This window comes from Streptomyces sp. NPDC030995 (assembly GCF_055571215.1).
In genome coordinates, this window is record NZ_JBVIFS010000014.1 from 173,714 (window position 1) to 195,492 (window position 21,779).

Annotated in this window: 17 protein-coding genes and 1 riboswitch; of the genes, 10 read left to right on the forward strand and 7 right to left on the reverse strand. The window is 72.7% G+C overall.

Annotated elements, in window-relative coordinates; translation table 11 throughout:
- Positions 1–108 precede the first annotated feature (108 nt).
- Complete coding sequence (locus tag ACZ45T_RS22040; protein ID WP_360897798.1) at positions 109–732, forward strand: TetR family transcriptional regulator; 624 nt, start codon at positions 109–111, stop codon at positions 730–732.
- A gap of 7 nt (positions 733–739) precedes the next feature.
- On the opposite strand, the gene ACZ45T_RS22045 is transcribed toward ACZ45T_RS22040, so the two are convergent.
- The 3 genes from ACZ45T_RS22045 to ACZ45T_RS22055 all read right to left on the reverse strand — a co-directional run bounded on the left by ACZ45T_RS22045 (position 740) and on the right by ACZ45T_RS22055 (position 4,326).
- Positions 740–2,305: a nuclease/transposase family protein gene (locus ACZ45T_RS22045; protein ID WP_468443789.1), complete on the reverse strand. Its 1,566-nt coding sequence runs from the start codon at positions 2,303–2,305 to the stop codon at positions 740–742.
- Between the two features lie 279 nt (positions 2,306–2,584).
- Positions 2,585–2,818 (reverse strand): ferredoxin, encoded by a 234-nt coding sequence (locus tag ACZ45T_RS22050; RefSeq protein ID WP_468443791.1) that lies wholly within the window; start codon positions 2,816–2,818, stop codon positions 2,585–2,587.
- The gene (locus tag ACZ45T_RS22055) at positions 2,818–4,326 is read right to left on the reverse strand and encodes an aldehyde dehydrogenase (protein WP_468443793.1); all 1,509 of its coding nucleotides are present in this window, start codon (positions 4,324–4,326) and stop codon (positions 2,818–2,820) included. The genes ACZ45T_RS22050 and ACZ45T_RS22055 overlap by 1 nt, the downstream gene beginning before the upstream one ends.
- Positions 4,327–4,509: 183 nt before the next feature.
- Here ACZ45T_RS22055 and ACZ45T_RS22060 point away from each other — a divergent pair, with 183 nt between their 5' ends.
- The 7 genes from ACZ45T_RS22060 (at position 4,510) to ACZ45T_RS22090 (ending at position 12,915) form a co-directional block, all read left to right on the forward strand.
- Entirely contained in the window at positions 4,510–5,559 is a 1,050-nt protein-coding gene (locus ACZ45T_RS22060) for an MBL fold metallo-hydrolase (RefSeq protein ID WP_468443795.1), read from the forward strand.
- Between the two features lie 153 nt (positions 5,560–5,712).
- A riboswitch (cobalamin riboswitch) is annotated at positions 5,713–5,808 on the forward strand.
- 110 nt (positions 5,809–5,918) lie between these two features.
- On the forward strand, positions 5,919–7,169 hold the full coding sequence (locus ACZ45T_RS22065; protein ID WP_468443797.1) for a prenyltransferase/squalene oxidase repeat-containing protein: 1,251 nt from the start codon (positions 5,919–5,921) through the stop codon (positions 7,167–7,169).
- On the forward strand, positions 7,169–7,882 hold the full coding sequence (locus ACZ45T_RS22070; RefSeq protein ID WP_468443799.1) for an SCO2322 family protein: 714 nt from the start codon (positions 7,169–7,171) through the stop codon (positions 7,880–7,882). The genes ACZ45T_RS22065 and ACZ45T_RS22070 overlap by 1 nt, the downstream gene beginning before the upstream one ends.
- On the forward strand, positions 7,855–9,201 hold the full coding sequence (locus ACZ45T_RS22075; RefSeq protein ID WP_468443841.1) for an energy-coupling factor transporter transmembrane component T: 1,347 nt from the start codon (positions 7,855–7,857) through the stop codon (positions 9,199–9,201). Before ACZ45T_RS22070 ends, ACZ45T_RS22075 begins: the two co-directional genes overlap by 28 nt.
- Positions 9,198–11,258, forward strand: a complete 2,061-nt coding sequence (locus tag ACZ45T_RS22080; RefSeq protein ID WP_468443801.1) for an ABC transporter ATP-binding protein — start codon at positions 9,198–9,200, stop codon at positions 11,256–11,258. The genes ACZ45T_RS22075 and ACZ45T_RS22080 overlap by 4 nt, the downstream gene beginning before the upstream one ends.
- 80 nt (positions 11,259–11,338) lie before the next feature.
- Positions 11,339–12,196 (forward strand): ECF transporter S component, encoded by an 858-nt coding sequence (locus ACZ45T_RS22085; RefSeq protein ID WP_468443843.1) that lies wholly within the window; start codon positions 11,339–11,341, stop codon positions 12,194–12,196.
- Between the two features lie 314 nt (positions 12,197–12,510).
- Complete coding sequence (locus ACZ45T_RS22090; RefSeq protein ID WP_468443803.1) at positions 12,511–12,915, forward strand: aggregation-promoting factor C-terminal-like domain-containing protein; 405 nt, start codon at positions 12,511–12,513, stop codon at positions 12,913–12,915.
- A gap of 132 nt (positions 12,916–13,047) precedes the next feature.
- Here the strand turns inward: ACZ45T_RS22090 and ACZ45T_RS22095 are convergent, their stop codons facing one another.
- Positions 13,048–14,217: a steroid 3-ketoacyl-CoA thiolase gene (locus tag ACZ45T_RS22095; RefSeq protein ID WP_468443805.1), complete on the reverse strand. Its 1,170-nt coding sequence runs from the start codon at positions 14,215–14,217 to the stop codon at positions 13,048–13,050.
- A gap of 241 nt (positions 14,218–14,458) precedes the next feature.
- Between ACZ45T_RS22095 and ACZ45T_RS22100 the strand changes: the two genes are divergently transcribed.
- Positions 14,459–15,703 (forward strand): cytochrome P450, encoded by a 1,245-nt coding sequence (locus ACZ45T_RS22100; protein WP_468443808.1) that lies wholly within the window; start codon positions 14,459–14,461, stop codon positions 15,701–15,703.
- Positions 15,704–16,065: 362 nt separating this feature from the next.
- Here ACZ45T_RS22100 and ACZ45T_RS22105 read toward each other — a convergent pair whose 3' ends face one another.
- From ACZ45T_RS22105 to ACZ45T_RS22115, 3 genes are all read right to left on the reverse strand, one after another.
- The gene (locus tag ACZ45T_RS22105; protein WP_468443810.1) at positions 16,066–18,171 is read right to left on the reverse strand and encodes a hypothetical protein; all 2,106 of its coding nucleotides are present in this window, start codon (positions 18,169–18,171) and stop codon (positions 16,066–16,068) included.
- A gap of 174 nt (positions 18,172–18,345) precedes the next feature.
- Complete coding sequence (locus ACZ45T_RS22110; RefSeq protein ID WP_468443812.1) at positions 18,346–19,050, reverse strand: CAP domain-containing protein; 705 nt, start codon at positions 19,048–19,050, stop codon at positions 18,346–18,348.
- Positions 19,051–19,169: 119 nt separating this feature from the next.
- Positions 19,170–21,197, reverse strand: coding sequence for a bifunctional glycosyltransferase 87/phosphatase PAP2 family protein (locus tag ACZ45T_RS22115; RefSeq protein ID WP_468443814.1), 2,028 nt, complete (start codon positions 21,195–21,197; stop codon positions 19,170–19,172).
- Between the two features lie 119 nt (positions 21,198–21,316).
- Here ACZ45T_RS22115 and ACZ45T_RS22120 point away from each other — a divergent pair, with 119 nt between their 5' ends.
- Complete coding sequence (locus tag ACZ45T_RS22120; protein WP_468443816.1) at positions 21,317–21,670, forward strand: antibiotic biosynthesis monooxygenase family protein; 354 nt, start codon at positions 21,317–21,319, stop codon at positions 21,668–21,670.
- Positions 21,671–21,779 lie beyond the last annotated feature (109 nt).

Here is a 21,779-nt window from a genome sequence, read left to right on the forward strand (position 1 = left end):
CGGCCGGAAACCACACCGTAAGAGGTGGAGCAGGTGATTCGCGCCACGGATGCGACGCCTGCCATGCTGGCTCCGGAACCAGCTCCGCAACGACACGGAACGGGACACATGACAGCGGAAGTGAAGGCCGTCACCACACCGGCGTCGCCTCCCCTGACGGAGCGCCAGGAAGCACGCCGCCGCCGGATCCTGCACGCCAGCGCCCAGCTGGCCAGCCGGGGCGGGTTCGACGCCGTCCAGATGCGCGAGGTCGCGGAGTCCTCCAGCGTCGCGCTGGGCACGCTGTACCGCTACTTCCCGTCCAAGGTGCACCTGCTGGTGGCCACCATGCAGGACCAGCTCCAGCACATGCACACCACGCTGCGCAAGCGCCCGCCGGCCGGGGACGACCCGGCGGCCCGGGTCGCGGAGACCCTGATGAGGGCCTTCCGCGCCCTCCAGCGGGAACCGCAGCTGGCCGACGCGATGGTGCGGGCCCTGACCTTCGCGGACCGCAGCGTGAGCCCCGAGGTCGACACGGTGTCCCGACTGACCACGGCGATCATCCTGGACGCGATGGGCCTGGAGGCCCCGCCGACGGCGCAACAGCTCTCGGCGGTCCGGGTCATCGAGCACACCTGGCACTCGGCGCTGATCACGTGGCTCTCGGGCCGCGCCTCCATCGCCCAGGTCAAGATCGACATCGAAACGGTCTGCCGCCTGATCGACCTGACGTCGCCAGAAAAGTCCTGAACCGTTCCTAGCGATATTGGCCACTGTTGGCCGAATCGCTGTGTACCGGGCTTGCCGGTTGTCTCCCCGGACGGTCTTGGGAGACTGGGAACAGCGCGAGCTGGTCACTTCGGTCCCCGCAGGTCTTGGTGCCCTGGTGGGGCGTGCCTGTGGTCCTTGGCGGGCTCGTGGTCCCGCATGCCCTCGGGTGGGGGACGGTCTGGCCGGTAGCTCTCCCGCCGGCGTTCCTCTGGACGCTGCGGGTCACACCTGGCCGACGCCGTATCCCGTGTCCGAGGGCACGCCTGCCGATCGCCACCGAGGCACCGTGATGCCCAGTGACAGTGGTCTTTGATTGCTGCTGAAGCGGGGCCTGCCAGTACCGGCCGCCCCAGCGCGAGGTGTAGGCCGGATCGACCGCGACCACAACGAGTCCACGGTGGTAGGCCATGCCGCGCAGGCGTTCCCGGAACCGTGCGGTGGGGAGTCCGGCGACGGTGCGCCGGAACGCCTTGCCTCGTTTCCCGCGTCCCATGGTTTCGCGACCGGTGGCGCGGGCGTCGCCAAAGCTCAGGTTCTCAATCGCCAGACCTGCGCAGCCGTTCGCCTGGGCGAGGTCGATCAGCTCGGTGATCGCGGCCCGCAGGCGGCCGTCGCGCTGGGATGCGGGACCGGTCAGGTCAGTGGCGATGGTGAACGGTTCGCCGACCGGATTGCCGTGAGCGTCCACCACGCACGCGGCGAAATGGTCCGCGTTGAGGTCCACGGCCAGCAGCCGGACACCTGCGGTGGCCAGCTCGACGGGCGTGGGCAGCACAGCCTTCTCGGTGGACCAGGAAGCATCCAGGTACCAGCGGCCACGCATGGGGTCGTGGGTGATGTCGTAGCGCACTGACCTGTTGGCCCCGACGCGGTCCAGCCACTCCTCGCGGCGGTGATGGAAAGTGACGGTGCAAGCGAGCCGGTAGCGGCCGCGCGGGGCGTTTGCCAGGTGCCGCAACGGTTCGGGCAGGACCATCGTGACCGCGCCGTCAGCCGGGTCCACGCTGATCGTGTAGTTCCCGTGTGGCGCGCCGGACTCGCCGTCAGCGGTCAGGAACATCCGCTGCGCATCCCAATGCTCGCGCCACCCGGTCTCGGTGAGACCGGCGTCGGCGAGGTTGTGCCTCACCTTCGCCAGCCGGCGGTCGCCGACGACGATCGCCGGATGCCCGGCCTCGATACGCCGCTCCACCTCGGCCAGACGGGCGGTCAGCACCTGCAACCGGCACTGCTTCTGCGCACGCTCGGCCCGGCTCGGGTAACCGCGCACACCGCCCACACGCCGACCGCACGGCACCGCCAGACGCGTACGGATCTTCGCGACGGACCGGCGCAAGGACGCCCGCTCATCGAACAGACAGCGCAGGGAGAGCTGGTACTGATCCTCGGACGCACGAGTGATCGAACCCGCCCACCGCGACGACGACACCCCCGTCAGTGCGCGCTTGCGCTCCGCCCGACGATTCGCCTTGACCGGCACCATCCCGATCCGCACCCGCTCGGCCAGATCAGCACGCGCGTGCCCGCCGAGAAGTTCGCCGACGAACCGCAAGACCTCGCCATCACGGGCAGAGGGGCGCAGACGATCCCGGATCCGCGCACCCGCAGGAGCCGACACAGTGAACGGACCAGCCAGCGTGCGCAGTACGCGCTTCCGCCTGTCCCCACCGCGTGCCACAAGCCCCCCTCCCCACCCACAGCCGCACTGACGTCCTCCACTCAGACTGACGTCTCCCCGAAGCCCGCGCGCCTGCGGCAGCCCCCGTTCACCCATACGAGGTGGCCGATCTCCGGCGGCCGCCGCAAGGGGAGTCGGGGGCTGGCGGCCCGGTCAGTCCTCCGGTGGAAAGACCGGTTCGCCCGTCGCGGCCAAGGTGATCAGGATGGCCTCCACCGGGCAGCCCTCCGCCGCCGTCAGGATCGGTTCGTTCGCGTCCGACTGCGGGGCGCGGGGGTGGGACTGGCGCGCCGAGTCCAGGACGAAGCCGTCCGGGGCGTGGTTGACGCACATGCCCGAGCCGATGCAGACGCCCCGGTCCACCTCGACCTGCCAGCGGTCACCCATCAGTCACCCACCGGGTCGGCACCCGCCACGTCGGCACCCGCCACGTCGGCGCCCGATGAATACCCGGCCGGCAGGTGGATCATCTTGTGCTCCAGGTACTCGCCCAGGCCCTCCGGGCCGAACTCCCGGCCCACGCCGCTGTTCTTGTAGCCGCCGAACGGCCCCAGCATGTCCAGGCTGAAGGTGTTCACGTTGAAGGTGCCCGTCCGCACCTGCCGGGCGAAGTCGATGCCGTGCTCGACGTCCCCCGTCCACACGCTGCCGCTCAGCCCGAACTCCGAGTCGTTGGCCACCCGTACCGCCTCCGCCTCGTCCCCGTACGGGATCAGGCACACGACCGGCCCGAAGATCTCCTCGCGGGCGATCCGCATGGAGTTGTCGACGTCTCCGAAGAGGGTGGGCTCCACGTACCAGCCCCGCTCCAGCCCCGCCGGACGGCCGCCGCCCGAGAGTACCTTGGCGCCCTCCTCCTGGCCGATGCGGATGTAGTCCAGCGACCGCTGCTGCTGCCGCTTGGCGACCAGCGGCCCGAGCTGCGTCGCGGGGTCCAGCGGGTCACCCACCACCAGCGCCCCGGCCGCGGCGGCGAGCGCCTCGGCCACCTCCGCGTAGCGGCTGCGCGGGGCGAGGACGCGGGTCTGGGCCACGCACGCCTGGCCGTTGTTCATCCAGGCGGCCGGGACGATCCCGGCGATGGTCGTGTCGAGGTCCGCATCGGGCAGGATCACGGCGGCGGACTTGCCGCCGAGTTCGAGGGTGACCCGGGTGAGGTTGCGCGCGGCCACCTCCATCACGCGCCTGCCGGCGGCGACCGAGCCGGTGAAGGCGACCTTGTCGACGCCCGGGTGGCCGACCAGGTACTCGCTGACCTCGCGGTCGGCGGGCAGGATCGACAGCACGCCCTCGGGCAGACCGGCCTCCCGGACGATGTCGGCGAGGATGTAGGAGTCGAGCGGGGCTTCCGGGGACGGCTTGAGGATCACCGTCGAGCCGGTGAGCAGCGCCGGCGCGAGCTTGGCCGCGGCCACGAACTGCGGGACGTTCCACGGGATGACGGCGGCGACGACGCCGACGGGCTCGCGGCGTACGAGGATCGGGCCGAGGACGCCCGCGCGGTGCTCCTCGTACGGGTAGGCGCGCGCGACGGTGATCGCGGCGTCGTAGACCATCATCGGGCCCAGCGCCTGGGCGAGGATGCTCCAGGAGTACGGGGATCCGTTCTGGGAGCTGATCGAGCGGGCGATCTCCTCGTGCCGGACGGCTATGGCGTCCTTGATGCGGGTGACGACGGCGATCCGCTCGTCCAGCGTCATCCGCGGCCAGGGGCCCTCGTCGAACGCCTTGCGCGCGACGGCGACGGCGCGGTCGACGTCCGCCTTCGAGGCGTGCGGGACGGAGCCGATGACCTGCTCGGTGTGGGGGGAGACGATCCGGATCGTGTCGGTGCCCAGCGGATCCGTCCACTCCCCGCCGATGAACAGTTGTCCGTGTTCCACGAGCTCGGTCATGGCTGAGGCCTCCTGCGGCTTGGCGTTCCAGAACTGATACCAGTTCTAGTTCGAGGAGTCCACGGACAGGACACAAGAGTGCGGAAGATCCAACGACTAGTCAGAAAGCCTCGGAGGTGGTCGACTTGGGCTACTACTGAAACACGTTCTTGTAGAGGTTCTTCAGAGGCAGGGGGACGGCGCATGCCAGAGGACACGGCACAGGTCACCGATCACGGTGGAGGCGTCTGGGGGATCAAGGTGCCCATCCCCGACAACCCCCTCGGGCACACCCTCGTCCACGTCCTCGACACCGACCGCGGCCCGGTCCTCGTCGACACCGGCTGGGACGACCCCGAGTCCTGGGACACCCTCGTCGCCGGTCTCGCCGCGCTCGGCATCCCCGTCGCCGACGTCCACGGCGTGGTCATCACCCACCACCACCCCGACCACCACGGACTGTCCGGGCAGGTCCGCGAGGCCTCCGGCGCCTGGATCGCCATGCACGCCGCCGACACCGAGGTCGTCGTACGGACCCGCTCCTCGGAGCCCGGCGTCTGGTTCGACTACATGAGCGCGAAGCTCGCCGCCGCCGGAGCCCCCGAGGAACACCTCGCGCCGCTGCGCGCCGCCCGCGCGAGCGGCCGCATGCGGACCCTGCCCGGCCTGCGCGCCGCCGTCCCCGACCGGGAGATCGTCCCCGCCGAGCTGCTCCCCCTCGCCGGGCGCCGGCTGCGCGCGATCTGGACCCCCGGCCACACCCCCGGCCACGTCTGCCTGCACCTGGAGGAGCAGCACCCCGCGAACCTCCCGGGCAACGGCCGGCTCTTCTCCGGGGACCACCTGCTGCCCGGGATCTCCCCGCACATCGGCCTGTACGAGGCCCCGGAGGACGCCCACGTCACCGACCCCCTCGGCGACTACCTCGACTCCCTCGAACGCATCGGCCGCCTGGGGCCCGCCGAGGTGCTCCCGGCCCACCAGCACGCCTTCACCGACGCCCCCGCCCGCGTACGGGAGCTCCTGGACCACCACGAGGAGCGGCTGACCGGGCTGTGGACCCTGCTGGCCGAGCCGCTGACCCCGTGGGGGCTGGCGGAGCGGATGGAGTGGAACCGGCCCTGGGAGCAGATCCCGTACGGCTCCCGCAACATCGCCGTCTCGGAAGCGGAAGCCCACCTGCGCCGGCTGGTGAAGCAGGGCCGCGCGGAGGCGGTCCCGGGCACCGACCCGGTGACGTACCGGGCCTTGTAAGAGCGCCGGCAAGGGGCGGGGCAACCGGTGGGGCAAGGAGCGGGGCAAGGATCGGGGCAACGAGCGGGGTAAGGGGCACAGGCACCCGGCGCCACCGTGCACGCCGGCTACGGGCCGGTACAGTGAGGCCGTCGTCCACACTTCCGTACGGGGGGAAGCCGGTGCGAATCCGGCGCTGACCCGCAACCGTGACCCACTCCGGCACCGTCCGGGCGGGAAGCCGGAATGCCCCGTAGTGGAGTGCGCGGCTCGTGCCGCCGGGGTCCCCGGCGGCCGGCACCGTCGAGGTAAACGGAGCCGGAGCCCGGTGCCTGTGCGTGCCTGCCTCCGGTTCCCCAGCAGGAGAGGCACCCGCCCCCATGAACGTCCGCCGCAGCGCCGCCGCGCTCGCCGCCTCCGCCGTGCTCTGTGTGGGCGCCGCCCCCGCAGCCCTCGCCGACACCGCGCCGCCCTCCCCCTCCGCACCCCCGGTCATCCCCTCCGGGCTCTACGGCAAGAACGACCCCACCTACGACGGCGTGTGGCGGCAGTCCTTCGCGCTGCTCGCCCAGCACACCGTCGGCGTCAAGCCCGCCCGGCAGGCCGTGATCTGGCTGCTCGGCCAGCAGTGCGAGACCGGCGGCTTCCCCTCCTTCCGCCCGAACGCCGGCGTGACGTGCGACGCGAAGACGATGTACGACACGAACGCGACCGCGGCGGCCGTGCAGGCGCTGAAGGCGCTCGGCGGCCAGGACCCGGCCGTCAAGAAGAGCGTGGACTGGCTGAAGTCCGTCCAGAACGAGGACGGCGGCTGGAGCTACGTGCCCGGCTCCCCCAGCGACGCCAACTCCACGGCCGTGGTGATCAGCGCGCTGGCCGTGGCGGGCGAGAAGCCGGCCGAGGTCAAGTCCAAGGCCGGCAAGTCGGCGTACGAGGGCCTGCTCTCCTTCCAGCTGGGCTGCACCGCCGAGCCGGCCGCCGACCGGGGCGCCTTCGCGTACCAGCCGGTCGACGGCAAGCTGCTCGCCAACGCCGACGCGACGGCCGCGGCGGCGCTGGCCGGCCTCGGCAAGGGCGCGGCCGTCGTCCCGACCGGTGCGGACACCCCCGCCGCGGCACTGACCTGCCCGGCGGCGGACCCCGCCGACCCGGCGGCCGCCGCCCAGGGCGCGGCCGGCTACCTGGCCGAGGCGCTGAAGAAGGACGGCCACCTCACGGCCGTCACCCCGGGCGCGGACCAGCCGTCCCCGGACACCGGCAACACCGCCGACGCGGTGATCGCCCTGGCCGCGGCCGGGCACAAGCAGTCGGCGGCGGGCGCGCTGGAGTGGCTCAAGGCCAACTCTGCCGCCTGGGCCAAGGACAGCCCGGCGGGCCTGGGCACCCTGGTCCTGGCCGCGCACGCCACGGGCGCCGACCCGAAGTCCTTCGGCGGCACCGACCTGGTCGCGGCGCTGAACGCGACGGGCCCGGCCCCGGAGGGCGCGGACACGGACGCGACCAGCGTGGACGGCGAGAAGGACAAGCCGTCCGGCGGCCAGAACATCTGGTGGATCATCGGTGCGGGCGCCGCGGCCGGTATGGGCATCGGCATCCTGCTGAGCGGCCGCCGCAAGAAGAACCAGCTCTGATGCGCCGCCGCCGCCTGTCCGCCGTGACCTTGGCCCTGGCCCTGGCCCTGGCCCTGGCCCTCGGCATGGCCTTGGCCGTGCTGGCGGCCGGTCCGGCCCTGGCTTCGAGCTACCGCTACTGGTCGTTCTGGGACGGCGGCGCGGGCGGCGGGACGTGGACGTACGCCACCATGGGCCCCTCGATGGCCCGCCCGGCGGACGGCTCCGTGCAGGGCTTCCGCTTCGCGGTGAGCAAGGACGCGGGGGCCGAGGCGGCCCAGCCGCGGGCGGCGGCGGACTTCGCGGCGGTCTGCGGGGCGACCCCGGCGGCCGACGGGAAGAAGCGGGTGGCCCTGGTCATCGACTTCGGCGTCCCGGCGGACGCCCCGGCGGGCGAGACCCCGCCGCAGGAGGCCCCCCGCACGGCCTGCGCCCAGGTGGCCCCGGAGGCCACGGCGGCGGAGGCACTGGCGTCGGTGGCGAAGCCGCTGCGCTACAACGGCGCGGCGCTGCTGTGCGCGATCTCGGGCTACCCGAAGCAGGGCTGCGGCGAACCGATCGCGGACGCCCCCGCACAGCCCTCGGCACAACCCTCGGCACAACCCTCGGCACAACCCTCGGCGCAGCCCGCCGGGGACGACGGCGGCCCGTCGGCGGGCCTGCTGGCAGGCATCGCGGCGGTGGCGGCCCTGGCGGCGGCCGGCATCTGGCAGTCCCGCCGCCGCACCCGATGACGGCCGTTTCCCGGGGCTCCGCCCCGGACCCCGCTCCTCAAACGCCGGAGGGGCTGGGTTTTGCAGCCCCGCCGGCGACCCATCCAGCCCCGCCGGCGTTTGAGGCGCGGGGGTCCGGGGGCAGCGCCCCCGGACACGGCGCCGCACCCGGCGACACACCACCGGCCGGGCGGAGCCGCCCCGCAGCGTCGGACCTCCCGCACCGGTCGACGTACAAAAAAAGGTGGAGCCCCCCGCACGCCAGCCGGGCGACGGCCCTGCACGCCGGCGCCTGGTGGCTGTGGGCCCTCGGGCTCGCCACCGCCGCGTCCCGGACCACCAACCCCCTCCTCCTCGGGCTGATCATCGGCGTCGCCGGGTACGTGGTCGCGGCCCGCCGCACCTCCGCCCCCTGGGCCCGTTCCTACGGGGCGTTCCTCAAGCTCGGCCTCTTCGTCATCGGCCTGCGCCTCCTCTTCTCCATGCTCCTCGGGTCCCCCATCCCCGGCTCGCACACCCTGTTCACCCTCCCGGAGGTCCCGCTCCCCGCCTGGGCGCAGGGCATCCGCTTCGGCGGCAAGGTCACCGCCGAGCAGCTCGTCTTCGCCTTCTACGACGGCGCGAAGCTGGCCACCCTGCTGGTCTGCGTCGGCGCCGCGAACGCCCTCGCCAATCCGGCCCGGCTGCTGAAGTCCCTCCCGGCCGCCCTGTACGAGGCCGGGGTCGCGGTCGTCGTCGCCATGACGTTCGCGCCGAACATGGTCGCCGACGTCGTCCGCCTGCGGACCGCCCGCCGGCTGCGCGGCCGCCCCACCGGCGGGGTGAAGGCCGTCCTCCAGATCGGCCTGCCGGTCCTGGAGGGCGCCCTGGAGCGCTCCGTCGCCATCGCCGCGTCGATGGACGCCCGCGGGTACGGCCGCACGGCGCAGGTCCCGCCCGCCGTCCGGCACACCACCAACGCCCTCACTCTCGGCGGTCTGCTCGGCATGTGCGCGGGCACGTACGGGCTGCTCGCCGCGCAGGGCGCCGCGTACGGGCTCCCCGTGCTCGGCATCGGTGCGGCCCTGGCCCTCGCGGGCCTGCGCCTCGGCGGGCGCCGCTCGGTGCGGACCCGCTACCGGCCCGACCGCTGGGGGCCGCGCGCCTGGCTGGTCGCCGGTTCGGGCGCGGCCGTCGCCGCGCTCCTCATCTACGCGGGCACGCGCGACCCCGCCGCCATGCATCCGGGCGTGGTGCCGCTCGTCGCACCCACGCTCCCGCTGTGGCCGGCCGCCGCGATCCTGATCGGCCTGCTGCCCGCCTTTGTGGCACCCGTACCGCCCAAGGAGGCGTCGCAGTGATCCGCTTCGAGCAGGTGTCGGTCACCTACGAGGGCGCGGCCGCCCCCTCCCTCCAGGGCGTCGACCTGGTGATCCCCGAAGGGGAGCTGACCCTCCTCGTCGGCCCGTCGGGGGTCGGCAAGTCCACCCTGCTGGGGGCCGTCTCCGGGCTGGTCCCGCACTTCACGGGCGGCACCCTGCGCGGCCGGGTCACGGTCGCGGGCCGGGACACGCGCACGCACAAGCCGCGCGAGCTCGCGGACGTGGTGGGCACGGTCGGCCAGGATCCCCTCGCGCACTTCGTGACGGACGTGGTGGAGGACGAGCTCGCCTACGGCATGGAGTCCCTCGGGCTGGCCCCGGCCGTGATGCGCCGCCGGGTGGAGGAGACCCTCGACCTCCTCGGCCTGAACGAACTGCGCGACCGCCCCATCGCCACCCTGTCCGGCGGCCAGCAGCAGCGTGTCGCGATCGGCTCGGTCCTGACCCCGCACCCCAAGGTCCTGGTCCTGGACGAACCCACCTCGGCCCTCGACCCGGCGGCGGCGGAGGAGGTCCTGGCGGTGCTCCAGCGCCTGGTCCACGACCTCGGCACGACCGTCTTGATGGCGGAGCACCGGCTGGAGCGGGTGGTCCAGTACGCGGACCAGGTGCTCCTCCTGCCGTCGCCGGGCGCGGCCCCTGTCCTCGGTCCCCCTTCCTCCATCATGGCGATCTCCCCGGTCCACCCCCCGGTGGTCTCCTTGGGCCGCCTCGCGGGCTGGACCCCCCTCCCCCTGTCGGTCCGCGACGCCCGCCGCCTGGCCGCCCCCCTCCACGCCCGCCTCTCGGCCGCCGCGGACCCCGCGGGCGTGACCCCCGCGCACCCCACTTCCCTGAGCCCGGCCCCGGCCCCGGGAAACCCCGTACCCCCCGCTACCCCGAGCTCGACCCCGGCGCCCGCCCCGGACCCCGCGCACCCCGCTACCCCGAGCTCGACCCCGGCGCCCGCCCCGGACCCCGCGCACCCCGCTACCCCGAGCTCGGCCCCGGCGCCCGCGCCGGACCCCGCTCACCCCGCTACCTCGGGCTCGGGCGCGGCCCCGGCGCCCGCGCCAAACCCCGCGTACCCGCTGTCCGGGCCCGCCCGCGGCGCCGTCTCCCGGGGCTCCGCCCCGGACCCCGCTCCTCAAACGCCGGAGGGGCTGGATATGTCAGCCCCGCCGGCGTTTGAGGCGCGGGGGTCTGGGGGCGGAGCCCCCAGGAGCGGCGCCGCACCCGGCCTGCTCACGCGCCTGCTCCGCAGGCGCAAGCCGACCCCCGCCACCACCCCCGGCGGGGAACCGGTCGAGGCACGCGACCTCGGGCTCCGACGCGGCCGCGCCGAAGTGCTACACGGCATCAACCTCGCGGTAGCGACCGGCGAGACCGTCGCCCTCATGGGCCGCAACGGCGCCGGCAAGTCCACCCTGCTCTCGACCCTGGTCGGCACCCTCGCCCCCACCACCGGTCAGGTGACCGTCGGCGGCCGCACCCCCCACCGCACGGCCCCGGCCGAGATGGTGCGCCGTGTCGGCCTCGTCCCGCAGGAGCCCCGCGACCTCCTCTACGCCGACACCGTCGCCGCCGAGTGCGCCGCCGCCGACTCCGACGCCGGCGCGGCCCCCGGCACCTGCCGGGGTCTCGTCTCCGCCCTGCTTCCGGACGTCTCCGACGACATCCACCCCCGCGACCTCTCCGAGGGCCAGCGCCTGGCCCTGGCCCTCGCCCTGGTCCTCACCGGCCGCCCCGCCCTGCTCCTCCTCGACGAACCCACCCGCGGCCTGGACTACGCCGCCAAGGTCCGCCTCATCGAGATCCTCCGCGCCCTCGCCGCCGACGGCCACGCCATCGTCCTGGCCACCCATGACGTGGAGCTCGCCGCCGAGCTGGCCCACCGCGTGGTGATCCTGGCCGGCGGGGAGATCGTCGCGGACGGCCCGACCGCCGAGGTCGTCGTCTCCTCCCCCGCCTTCGCGCCCCAGGTGGCGAAGATCCTGGCCCCGGGCCACTGGCTCACCGTGAGCCAGGTCGCCGAAGCCCTGGCGGAACCCCGGTGAGCCGCCGCCCCCTCCGGCCCAGCCGCGCCGGCCGCGCCAGCCGCCCCGTCCGCCCCGCCCGCGCCACCCGCCCCGTCCGGATCGGCCCCCGGGCCGCCGCCGCCCTGGTCCTCGTCACCCTCATCGGCATCGCGGCCTTCGGCTGGCCGCTGCTCGCCGACCGGCAGTCGGGCCTCGCCCACTCCCAGGACGCCCCCTGGCTCTTCGCCGCGCTCCTGCCCCTCCTCGTCGCCGTCGTCGTCGCGACCATCGCCGACAACGGCATGGACGCCAAGGCGGTGGCGATGCTGGGCGTGCTCGCCGCCGTCGGGGCGGCGCTCAGACCGCTGGGCGCCGGCACGGCCGGGCTGGAGCCCATGTTCTTCCTGATGGTGCTCAGCGGCCGCGTCCTCGGGCCGGGCTTCGGGTTCGTCCTCGGCTCCGTCACGATGTTCGCGTCCGCCCTGCTGACCGGCGGGGTCGGGCCGTGGATGCCGTTCCAGATGCTGGCCATGGGCTGGTTCTCGCTGGGCGCCGGGCTGCTGCCGGGCCCGGAGCGGATCCGGGGCCGGGCGGAGCTGCTGATGCTGGCCGCGTACGGCTTCGCGGGTTCGTTCGCGTACGGCACGATCATGAATCTCCAGGGCTGGGTGATCCTTCAGGGCATGGGCCAGGGCATCTCCTTCCACCCGGGGGACCCCGTCGCGGCGAATCTCGCGCGGTTCGTCGCGTACTGCCTGGCGACCTCGGTGGGCTGGGATCTGGGCCGGGCCGCGCTGACCGTCGTACTGACGCTCACGCTCGGGGCCACGCTGCTGAAGGCGCTGCGGCGGGCGACTCGAAAAGCTGCCTTCGACGCGCCCGTTTCCTTCGATTCGGGGGTCGCGCTCGGCCCCGACCCTGTCCCAAACGGGGTACCGAAGGCGACAGAGGGTGACATTCAGGGCCCTGAGCGGTGACCCGCCCCACAGGACCCAGGTCACATACGACCCGGGCTAGTAGCCCCTGAGCGGTCCGCATCCGCCCCCTCAGAGCGGCTCCCACCTGCACGGACGTTGATCGCGGCGGCGGGGGGCCGCCCGGCCCCGACTGCGAGGACCACTAGTAAGCGGGGTCTTTGCCAGGCCGTCCGGGGGTCTGTAGAACTGGATGAGTCGCAAGGCGGCACGGGTGCTTCACCCGCCGCCGACGAACCCCTCTCCTCCGCGTGAGTGGCTCACGCATGTCTTCGGCATGCCCGCGACCGTCCTTGTCCCCTTCGGAAGGTCCATCCGTGTCCAACGCCGTCATCCGCCGCATCGCCGCTTCCAAGAAGACCCTCGCGGGTACCGTCCTCGCCCTGGGCGTCGCCGGTTCCATGCTGGCCGCGGTTCCCGCGCAGGCCGCCCCGATGAGCGCCAAGGCGATCGCCCAGCAGATGATCAAGGACCCGGCCCAGTTCGCCGCCTTCGACCGGATCGTCAAGCACGAGAGTGGCTGGGACTACACCGCCACCAACTCCTCCTCCGGTGCGTACGGTCTGATGCAGGCCCTGCCGGCGTCGAAGATGTCCTCCGCGGGCTCGGACTGGAAGACCAACCCGGCCACCCAGATCAAGTGGGGCCTGGACTACATGAACGAGCGCTACGGCAGCCCGGTCGAGGCCTGGAACTTCTGGTCCGCCAACCACTGGTACTAAGCCGCCGCGAGCAGCAGTACGCACGAGCAGCAGTACGCATACGAAGGCCCCGGTGGCCGGCCTCCCCAGGTCCGGCCACCGGGGCCTTCTGCATCCCATCCCACGGGGTTCAGAGGCGCCCGCCCACAGGGCTCACAGGCGCTGGATGATCGTGCCGGTCGCCAGCGCGCCCCCCGCGCACATGGTGATCAGCGCGAACTCCTTGTCGCGGCGCTCCAGCTCGTGGAGCGCGGTGGTGATCAGCCGGGCGCCGGTGGCGCCGACGGGGTGGCCGAGCGCGATGCCGCCGCCGTTGACGTTGACCTTCTCCAGGTCCTGGTCGAAGACCTGGGCCCAGCTGAGGACGACGGAGGCGAAGGCCTCGTTGATCTCGACGAGGTCGATGTCCTTCAGCGACATCCCGGCCTTGCCGAGCACGGCCCGGGTCGCGTCGATCGGCCCGTCCAGGTGGTAGTGGGGGTCGGCGCCGACGAGGGTCTGGGCGACGATCCGGGCGCGCGGCCGCAGCTTGAGGGCGCGCGCCATCTTGCGGGAGGCCCACATCACGGCGGCGGCGCCGTCGGATATCTGCGAGGAGTTCCCGGCGGTGTGCACGGCGGTGGGCATGACCGGCTTGAGCCGGGCCAGGCCCTCCATGCTCGTGTCCCGCAGGCCCTCGTCCCGGTCGACCAGGCGCCACATGCCCTGCCCGGCGGCCTGCTCCTCCTCCGTGGTCGGCACCTGGACGGCGAAGGTCTCGCGCTTGAACCGCTCCTCGGCCCAGGCGGCCCTGGCCCGCTCCTGCGAGAGCACGCCCAGCCTGTCGACGTCCTCGCGGGTGAGGCCCCGGTTGCGGGCGATCCGCTCGGCGGCCTCGAACTGGTTGGGCAGGTCGACGTTCCACTCGTCCGGGAAGGGCTTGCCCGGGCCGTGCTTGGATCCCGAGCCCAGCGGCACGCGGCTCATGGCCTCGACCCCGCAGGCGATGCCGATGTCCATGACGCCGCCGGAGATCATGTTGGCGACCATGTGGTTGGCCTGCTGCGAGCTGCCGCACTGGCAGTCCACCGTCGTCGCGGCGGTCTCGTACGGGAGTCCCATGGCGAGCCAGGCGTTGCGGGCGGGGTTCATCGACTGCTCGCCGGCGTGGGTGACGGTGCCGCCGACGATCTGCTCGACGCAGTCGGGCTGGATTCCGGTACGGGCCAGCAGTTCGCGGTAGGTCTCACCGAGCAGGTAGGCGGGATGGAGGTTGGCGAGCGCGCCCCCGCGCTTGCCGATGGGGGTGCGTACGGCTTCGACGATGACGGGTTCCGCGGCCATGAGCTCGTCCTCTCCTGCACTGTGCCGGCGCGGCGGGCCGTCCCGGCGCCCCGCCCGAACTAGTACGCGTTCTAGTTCTCCCCGCAGTCTTATGACCTCACGCCCCGGCACGCAAGGGTCTTGCACGCGGCCTGCACGGATTCCACACGCAACAGTTGGCGCTGCGGCCCTTGTCACTTCTAGAACTCGTTACTACCTTCAAGCCAACATCTGATGGGCCGTCAGACCTTGGAGTCGCCCGATGTCCTGCCCCGCGCTGCCCGAAGGCTTCGACGCCACTGACCCCGACCTGCTCCAAAGCCGGGTCCCGCTACCGGAGTTCGCGCAACTGCGGCAGACGGCACCCGTGTGGTGGTGCCCGCAGCGGCGCGGCGTCACCGGCTTCGACGACGAGGGCTACTGGGCCGTGACCCGGCACGCGGACGTCAAGTACGTCTCCACGCACCCCGAACTCTTCTCCTCCACCACCAACACGGCGATCATCCGCTTCAACGAGCACATCCCGCGTGATGCCATTGATGCCCAGCGGCTGATCATGCTGAACATGGACCCGCCGGAACACACGCGCGTACGCCAGATCGTGCAGCGCGGATTCACCCCGCGGGCCATCCGCGGGCTGGAGGAGGCGCTGCGCGACCGGGCCCGGAAGATCGCCGAGGAGGCCTCGGAGGCGGCCGCCGACGGCAGCTTCGACTTCGTCACGCAGGTGGCGTGCGAGCTCCCGCTCCAGGCCATCGCCGAACTGATCGGCGTACCGCAGAAGGACCGCGCCAAGATCTTCGACTGGTCGAACAAGATGATCGCCTACGACGACCCGGAGTACGCGATCACCGAGGAGGTCGGCTCCAACGCGGCGATGGAGCTCATCGGCTACGCGATGAACCTGTCGGCGCAGCGCAAGGAGTGCCCGGCCAAGGACATCGTCACGCAGCTGGTGGCGGCCGAGGGCCAGGGCAACCTCGGGTCCGACGAATTCGGCTTCTTCGTACTCCTCTTGGCGGTCGCGGGCAACGAGACCACGCGCAACGCCATCAGCCACGGCATGCACGCCTTCCTCACCCACCCCGACCAGTGGGAGCTCTACAAGAGCACCCGGCCCTCCACCGCCGCGGAGGAGATCGTGCGCTGGGCCACCCCGGTGGTGTCCTTCCAGCGCACCGCCACCCAGGACACCGAACTGGGCGGCCAGAAGATCAAGGCGGGCGATCGGGTGGGGATGTTCTACTCCTCCGCCAACCACGACCCCGAGGTCTTCGAGAACCCGGACGTCTTCGACATCACCCGCGACCCGAACCCGCACCTCGGCTTCGGCGGCGGCGGCCCGCACTTCTGCCTCGGCAAGTCCCTGGCCGTCATGGAGATCGACCTGATCTTCAACGCGCTGGCCGACACCCTGCCCGACCTGCGCCTGTCCGGCGAGGCCCCGCGCCGCCTGCGCGCGGCCTGGCTCAACGGCATCAAGGAACTCCGGGTCAGCCACGGCTGACCCGCGACCCAGGGCGGCAGGGGCCGCCTTCCTCCCACGCCCCCGGCCCCTGCCGCCCGCTGGCCCAAAAAACCCGTTCCCGGCCGCTCCTCCAGCCTCGCCCGGCACACTCCCGGCCCCGCCAGGTGCGCTCCCAGCCCCCGCCGGCGTTTGAGGCGCTCTTTCAGCCTCGCCGGCGTTTGAGGCGCGGGGGTCCGGGGGCAGAGCCCCCGGCCACGGCGCGGCACCCATTCGAGTGGCGGCCCACCCCGAACCGGGTGATCCTGACAGTCAGCGACGATCCCCCCGAAGGGGCGCCGGGCCACCTGTGCCCGGCGCCCCTTCGGCCTGCACGGAGGCTGCGAGGCTGCGAGGCTGCGACGCTACTCGAGGCACACACCCCGCTCGATCGCGACCCCGTGGCCGAGAGTCCCGCTGTTCACGATCGCCCGGTCGGTGACCGTGAGCCTGACGACGTAGCCGCACGCTTCGAGCGCGCTGGTATCCAGCGAGAAGGACTCACCGGCCAGGCCGGTCTGAGTGGTCGGGCTGATCGCGACGGTCAGCGGAGTGGGCGGAACCGTGGAGGACGGCCCGCCGTGGACCGAGATGCCCCAGGCGAGGAAGTGCTCGTCGCGCGCCACGAACCGGCCGGTCAGCGTGCCACGAGGCACCCGGCACGCCCCGCCCGTGTCCAGGTGCAGATCACCGGCGTTGAGCGGGTCGGCGGGGTCGACCACCCCGCGCACCAGGTTGTCCATCAGGACGTTGCGCGTCTCCACCACACCGATGCCGATGAGTTCGAGCTGGAGCTGCCACAGGTCGTTCCCGCCCGGTGTGAACCGGCCCAGCTGGCCAAGGGTGTTGTCGGCCCAGGTCGGCCACGGCAACTGGCCGTCGGGTGCCGGGGTGACCGTCGTCGCGAAGCCGCCCGCGTCCACCTTGACGAAGGAGTCGGTGAGCGGCACGAACGGGGTGCCCAAGGTGAGGTTGCGGACCGAGATCCGGTACGAGAACCCCGCCAGCGCCGGGTCGCTCGGACCGTGCAGGTTCACCTGACCTGCGAACGGGCACCCGTCCGGCACGGGACCGCTGTTGAGGTGACCGCCCGGGTCGGTGACGCCGGTGGTGGCGTTCACCTTGGCGGCCTCCACACCACCGACGATCGTGAACCGCGCGTTGCCGTCGTAGACGGGCCCGGGCGCCAGCTGCACATGGGTGTCGACACGGTTGCCCCAGACCGGCAGCGCGTCGGGATCGGTGGTCGACGGCGGCGTGCCCCAGGAGAGCACGGCCCGGATCCGCCCGTAGACCGGGATCTCGCACTCCTCACGGAAGTCGGCCAGATCCACCGGCAGGATCGCGGCGTAACGAAGCCCGCCACGGGGGATCTCCTCGTAATCGTGCGTGCTCACCTGCGCGGTACCGAGATAGCTGTACGTGCAGTCCGTACCGAAGTCCGCCCAGAAGGCGACGTACTCCACGCTGCCCTTGGTGCAGGGCCCGCCGGAGTAGCCGCTGGACTGCTTCACCTGGAAGCTGGCGACCAGCTGCCCCGCGTTCCCGTCGAGCCCGACGCAGCGCAGTTCCTCGTAGGTGACGTCGCCGCTGGTCTCCTCCAGCGCGCCGATGATCTTGCCCAGGTCGATGCCGAGGTCCTTGGCGATGACGGCCGGTCCGGTCATGGAGGACGCCGTCAGCACGGGCGCCCCGGCCGAAGCCAGCAGGTGCGGCAGGGCGAAGCGGTGCTCCGGCACCTTCACCTGGCGGTACTCCCGGGCCAGCTCGCTCAGGGTGAGCTCGGTGAACGGCCCGGGATCCGGCTTCGGGTCCGGAACCTCGTGCACGACCAGCGGCGGGAGCTTCTTGACGATGTCCTTCGGGAGCTCCGGGATGATGTCCGGCAGGAAGAAGCGGCGCGGGCGGACCTGGACGTGGCAGTCGAGGCGGTTGCCCCAGACCACGGGAAAGTCCGGGTTGCCCGGGTCGGGCACCTGCTCCCAGGACAGGATGGCCCGGACCAGCGGCAGCACCGGCAGCCCGCAGAAGTTCCGGTGCGGCGTGTAGTCCACTCCGACGGTGTACGAGAGCGGGTGCGACGGTTTGTCGCGGCAGTCCGGCTCGACCGGCAGGTCGTGCACGTTCACGGCGGCGAGGCCCGCGTCGGCGAAGGTGGCGCCCTCGTCGTAGCTGACGAAGAACCGGACGTACTCGTAGGAGCCGGGAGTGCACAGCCCGCCCGAGTAGCCGGAGGGGCGGCGCAGCTCGACCGTCGCCTCCAGCCGGTCGCGCTCCGGGCTGTAGGCCACGCAGGACAGCGACTCGTAGGACGTGTTGCCCTTGAGCGGGAACACCGGCTCGATGCCGATGTCGGGGAAGGTGTCGAAGTAGTTGGGGTTCGCAGCGAGCAGGAGCCGAAAGCCTCTCCGGTGGGCTTCGACCTCTCCCCCGCTGTCGCCCGTCGATTCAACCTGGTTACTCTGCGCCATCGTCCACCACTCCTGTATGGCCGGGAACCCGAGGTGGCGCCGCGCGCTCCGCTCCACGGCGCACCACCACGGTGACACAGAGTGATGGGCGGTTTCGTCGGCCAGACGAGTGGACCGGCCGTTGCGGCCGTAACCTGAAGGCATGGCCACGGCTTCGCTCAGCCGTCCTCACCGTCACTTCTCGCATCGGCCGAGGGTGACCACGTAGGTCCCCGCGTCGCCCGCCCCCGCCCCCGCCGGCTCGGCCGCGCCGCCCCTCGGTGCGATGCCGAACTCGGTCAGCGAGGGATTGCGAATGATCTCGGCGTGGGGCGGGCTCTCCAGCCACCATTTGACGGCCGCTCGCGGAGTGCCGTTTCCGCCCCACCCGTCGTAGGCGATCTCGTGGCCGCTCCACGACGTGCCGTTCGCGCAGTACCCGGCGGCCCTGATGCGGGCCACGATCTGCTCCTGACCGGTACCGGAGACCTGCGGGTTCTGGTGCGGATCCTTGCCGTCGCCCCACCACTTCTGGGCCAGCGCGGCGGTCACGTGCTTGTTCGCCGCTTCCCTCAGCTCGGCGGAGTCCGAGAGCGGCTGGAGGCCCAGCCGTTGGCGCTCCTGGTTGATGAGGCAGGTGATGCCCTCGGTGGCGGGCAGCACCCCGTACCCGAAACGGCCCGGGTCGGCGGGGGGCGGTTTGTCGTACGAGTCGGCGCTCGCCTCCGCGCAGTGCGGCCACGGCTGGGCGACGGCCGCAGCCGTGGCCGTGGCCACCGGGACGAGCGAGACGGTCAGCACGCCCGCCGCGGCGACCGACAACGCGGCCCGGACGTACGGCGTGCGGGTACGCCGGATGCGCCCGGTACGGGTGTGAGTGCTGCGAGTGCGCTTCCTCATGGAGATTCTCATCTCTCCCCGAGGCCTGGTCCGCACGCTCCCCGAACCGGGGAACGGCCTTGGCGCGCCCATCCCATGATGCGCGCGGCGGATGTGCCGCGCCATTCAGGACCGGGGTGCTACGAGCTGACGCGCGCCGGCGGAACCCGTACGGCGGGCTCCTCCTCCGCACCCGCGGCGGCCCGCTGCACCGGCAGCTTCACCTGGAGCCCCCGCGGCCCCGACAGCGCGTACACGAGCCCGAAGCCGGCGGTCACGACGACCGCCCCGCCCACCGCGTCCAGCACCCAGTGGTTCGCGGTGGCGACGATCGCGCACACCGTGATCAGCGGGTGCAGCGCCCCGAGCAGCTTCTGCCAGCCCTTCGGTGCCAGCACGACGATCACGATCCCGCACCACAGCGACCAGCCGAAGTGCAGCGAGGGCATCGCCGCGTACTGGTTGGAGATCGCGGTCATCGCCCCGTACGACGGGTTGGCCAGGTCCTGCGGTCCGTGCACGGTGTCGATGAAGTCGAGTCCGGGCATCAGGCGCGGCGGGGCGAGCGGGTAGAGCCAGAAGCCGACGAGCGCGAGGACGGTGGCCAGGCCCAGGGAGGCGCGGGCCCAGCGGTAGTCGCCGGGGCGCCGCCAGTACAGGACCGCCAGGATCGTCAGCGGGACCACGAAGTGGAAGGAAGTGTAGTAGAAGTTGAAGAACGCCTCCAGCCACGGCGTGTTCACGACGGCGTGGTTCACCGCGTGCTCGATGTCGATGCCCAGCGCCCGCTCGATGCCGTGGATCTGGCTGCCGTTGCCCTCGGCCAGCGAGCGGCTGGTGGGGGCCGCCGCCCGGATGTGCGAGTAGAGCGAGTACCCGACCCGTATCAGCAGCAGTTCCAGCAGCAGGTTGGGCCGGGACAGCACGCGCCGCCAGAACGGCAGCAGCGGCACCCGCGCCCAGCGGGCCGCCGCGGGGCGCCCGTAGTCGGTCGGTACGGGCTCGCGCCAGTACGGCGAGGAGCGCGGCAGGAACGGTACCGCGCAGGCCGCGGCCAGCGCGGTGAGCAGCAGCACGTTGTCGCGTACGGGGGCCAGCGCGGCCAGGTTCGGCAGCAGCACCGCGCTCGGCAGGGTCATGGCGAGGACCACTGCCACCGGCCACACGGGCCGGTCGGCGGCGCGCCGGCCGACCTTGCCTGCGACGGCGAGCAGCACCCACAGCAGCTGGTAGCGCCAGCCGGTCGGGGCCACGGCCACGGCCGTGCAGCCGGTGATGGCGACGGCGAGCAGCAGCTGGCCGTCGCGGGCGTAGCGGACCGCGCGGCGCAGGCCGATCCAGACGACGGCGGCCGCGAGGGCGGCGTAGAGCAGGATCTCGGCGGGTCCGCTCAGGCCGAGGCGCAGCAGCGCGCCGTGCACGGACTGGTTGGTGAGGCTGTCGGGGGCGCCGCCGAGGCCGGTGCCGGCCAGGTGCTCGGCCCAGTACGTCCAGGAGTCGCGCGGCATGGCCGCCCAGGACAGTGCGGTGGCTGCGGCGAAGGTCACGGCGGCGGTCCGCGCGGTGGGGCGGCGACCGGTCAGCCACAGCAGCGGGGCGAAGAGCAGCAGCCCCGGCTGGAGCGCGGCCGCGAGGCCGACGAGGAAACCGGCGGGCCGGTCACCGGGCACACGGAAGACGGCCAGCAGCACCAGCAGCACGGGCAGCACGGCGGTCTGGCCCGGTGAGGCGGCCTCGCGGACGGGCAGCGAGACCATCATGAGGGCCGTCAGCACGGGCGCGGCCAGCAGCGCGGTGCGCCGTGGCACCGGATCGGCCAGGGCGCGAGCGGCGACGAGCCCGATGGCGGCGACGAACAGCAACGTCACGCAGGTCCAGGCGACCTCCAGCGACGGGGCGGCGAAACCGGCGAGCGGCTTGAGGACCAGCCCGGCGAAGGGGGTGCCGGCGAACTCGCCGGTGTCGTAGAGCGAGCCGGGCAGGCTGCTTGGGAGGTGGAGGCCGGTCAGCCATTCGCCGGGGGGCACCCGCAGCACGACGGCGGCCTGTCTGACGGCGAGGGCGCCCGCCAGCGCCCACAGGAGGAGGCGTGCCGCCCCGAGCCTGTTGCTATCGCCTATGACTCCGGCATGTCCGTTCGCACCGCTGTGCTCTGCCGCGTTAGCCACGCCCCGCCGGCCTCCCGCCCTGTTGACCGCAACCCTGACTTTGCCTGGCTGCCGCGCTTCATACCGCGTTTCATTACCTGCACGACGATATCCCGGGTCGGATACCTAGGATGGCCCGCATGAGCATCGTGAAGATCAACGCGCTGACCGTACCCGCCGAGCAGCGGGAGGTGCTGGAGCAGCGCTTCGCCTCGCGGGCGGGGGCCGTGGAGTCCTCGGACGGCTTCGAGTGGTTCGAGCTGCTGCGCCCGGTGGAGGGAACCGACCAGTACCTCGTCTACACGCGCTGGCGTTCGGAGGAGGACTTCCAGGCATGGATGGAGGGGCCGATGAAGGCCGCTCACCAGGGCGGGACGCAGGGCGGCGGGGCGGCCGGCGGCGAGGGCGGCGGCGAGCGTCCGAAGCCGGCGGCGACGGGGTCCTCGGTGTGGTCGTTCGAGGTCGTGCAGCAGGCGGCGCCGAAGAAGGCCTAGTCACAGCGGGCGTGGGGGGGGGGGGGGGGGGGGGGGGGGGGGGGGGGGGGGGGGGGGGGGGGGGGGGGTGGGGTTGTTTGTGATTTTGGTTAGCTTCTTCGCCAGCTTT

Excerpts from the sequence above, each read along its gene's own strand:
- ACZ45T_RS22060 (WP_468443795.1), top strand. The coding sequence starts at position 4,510 with ATGCCAGAGGACACGGCACAGGTCACCGATCACGGTGGAGGCGTCTGG.
- ACZ45T_RS22065 (WP_468443797.1), top strand. The coding sequence starts at position 5,919 with ATGAACGTCCGCCGCAGCGCCGCCGCGCTCGCCGCCTCCGCCGTGCTC.
- ACZ45T_RS22050 (WP_468443791.1), bottom strand. The coding sequence starts at position 2,818 with ATGGGTGACCGCTGGCAGGTCGAGGTGGACCGGGGCGTCTGCATCGGC.
- ACZ45T_RS22105 (WP_468443810.1), bottom strand. The coding sequence starts at position 18,171 with ATGGCGCAGAGTAACCAGGTTGAATCGACGGGCGACAGCGGGGGAGAG.
- ACZ45T_RS22100 (WP_468443808.1), top strand. The coding sequence starts at position 14,459 with ATGTCCTGCCCCGCGCTGCCCGAAGGCTTCGACGCCACTGACCCCGAC.
- ACZ45T_RS22120 (WP_468443816.1), top strand. The coding sequence starts at position 21,317 with ATGAGCATCGTGAAGATCAACGCGCTGACCGTACCCGCCGAGCAGCGG.
- ACZ45T_RS22095 (WP_468443805.1), bottom strand. The coding sequence starts at position 14,217 with ATGGCCGCGGAACCCGTCATCGTCGAAGCCGTACGCACCCCCATCGGC.
- ACZ45T_RS22110 (WP_468443812.1), bottom strand. The coding sequence starts at position 19,050 with ATGAGGAAGCGCACTCGCAGCACTCACACCCGTACCGGGCGCATCCGG.
- ACZ45T_RS22055 (WP_468443793.1), bottom strand. The coding sequence starts at position 4,326 with ATGACCGAGCTCGTGGAACACGGACAACTGTTCATCGGCGGGGAGTGG.
- ACZ45T_RS22070 (WP_468443799.1), top strand. The coding sequence starts at position 7,169 with ATGCGCCGCCGCCGCCTGTCCGCCGTGACCTTGGCCCTGGCCCTGGCC.
- ACZ45T_RS22040 (WP_360897798.1), top strand. The coding sequence starts at position 109 with ATGACAGCGGAAGTGAAGGCCGTCACCACACCGGCGTCGCCTCCCCTG.